The organism is Seohaeicola sp. 4SK31 (assembly GCF_028802875.1).
Lineage (GTDB): Bacteria > Pseudomonadota > Alphaproteobacteria > Rhodobacterales > Rhodobacteraceae > Seohaeicola.
Genome location: NZ_JARAMP010000086.1, coordinates 1 through 1,330 on the forward strand (window position 1 = coordinate 1; position 1,330 = coordinate 1,330).

Genomic DNA, 1,330 nt, shown 5'->3' on the forward strand with positions numbered 1-1,330 from the left:
TTATCGCTAAGTGAAGTATCTAAAAAATTTCATATTGATAGGTCAACCATTTACAGAGCTGTACGTAATGGGCGTTTATCACGCTCTAGTGATGGTCAATTTGACCTTTCGGAAGTGATTAGATGCTTTGGGGAGCCTGAGCAAACATCTCAACAAATTGAATCTTCTACATCAGGTAGCGATGAATCTACAAAAAAACTCATTATTCATTTAGAAAACGAAGTTAAAAAATACCAAGAACGTGAAGAGCGTTTAATGCAGCAAATCGACCGTATGCAGACGCTTATTGAGCTAAAAACTGTTGCACCTGCCACGGCAGTGCCACAACAAGATGCTACGGCATGCGACACCGATATGCCACAGCATGCGACAACACAACAAGACAATGATAATAAAAAGAATAATGAATTAAATATTGTAGAAAATGTGGCAGTGCCACAACAAGAAACTACAGCATACCACACCCAAACGCTACAGCATGCCACGTTGCAAAATGTGGTAGTGCCACAACCTAAAAAACGTGGCTTATTTGGCCGTGTGCTGAATGCTGTTTTTGATAATGACTAAGGGAGAGAGATCATGCCGAAACTGAAAGACATTGCCCTGGGAATTATTGTGGCCCCGCTGCTGATCCCGATCATGCTGATTGCATCGTACCAGGATAAAAAGGCACTTAAAAAAGAGCTGGATGAACGCCAAAAAGAAAAAGAGCAGGCATCCTAATTATTCAATTAACCTAAACAAAGTCGTGAAACATTGCTTAAATAATAGGCGTGGAACGTGACAAATCACAAAAAAGCCGTTCCAGTGCGCTGAACCCTAGAACGGCTTTGACTAAGATATTGATGCTTATAGGGAAATTTCAAGCATTTCGTATAAGGTGTATTATGTTAATTTTAGGAGATCTATACAATTCTGTACTTTTTCACAATCATAGAAAAAGCAAATAAAATACTTACCCAAAATAAATAATCAATAAAAAAATTGAGAAAAACAAATTGATCCATGCCGATGAAAATAAATAAAGGATTGATACTTATACTTCCGACTGGAGAGGTTTCACCATCTATAAGGAACTGTAGAGGAAATCCCCCAGCTATGACTTCAACTTTTTCAAGCTTATCTACAACTATGCGAGCAACTAATATATTTTTTTGATAAAGCAAAGATACATAAGTCAAAATAATCGCTAAGAAATTAAAATATAATATTTTTTTCATAACTATTCTTTATCTTTTAAATTAATTAAAAACAGCCAATAACATAAGCCAGGAAAGAGAGCCATAAAAATAGTCCATGTATTGGTATACATTTTCCACCACTCTTTCGA

General features: G+C 36.3%; 3 protein-coding genes. 2 read left to right on the forward strand and 1 reads right to left on the reverse strand.

Features of this window, described 5'->3' with window-relative positions; all coding sequences use genetic code 11:
* Together PVW27_RS21500 and PVW27_RS21505 are read left to right on the forward strand one after the other, a co-directional pair.
* Positions 1-567 (forward strand): plasmid replication DNA-binding protein (locus PVW27_RS21500; protein WP_274561245.1); only part of this gene is annotated, 567 nt, incomplete at its 5' end.
* A 12-nt stretch (positions 568-579) separates the two neighbouring features.
* On the forward strand, positions 580-723 hold the full coding sequence (locus PVW27_RS21505; protein WP_274561246.1) for a hypothetical protein: 144 nt from the start codon (positions 580-582) through the stop codon (positions 721-723).
* Positions 724-905: 182 nt separating this feature from the next.
* Here the strand turns inward: PVW27_RS21505 and PVW27_RS21510 are convergent, their stop codons facing one another.
* On the reverse strand, positions 906-1,220 hold the full coding sequence (locus PVW27_RS21510; protein ID WP_000723215.1) for a hypothetical protein: 315 nt from the start codon (positions 1,218-1,220) through the stop codon (positions 906-908).
* Between the last annotated feature and the right edge of the window lie 110 nt (positions 1,221-1,330).

Bases quoted from the DNA above. Each gene is read 5' to 3' on its own strand.
- PVW27_RS21505 (WP_274561246.1), top strand. From the start codon at position 580: ATGCCGAAACTGAAAGACATTGCCCTGGGAATTATTGTGGCCCCGCTG.
- PVW27_RS21510 (WP_000723215.1), bottom strand. From the start codon at position 1,220: ATGAAAAAAATATTATATTTTAATTTCTTAGCGATTATTTTGACTTAT.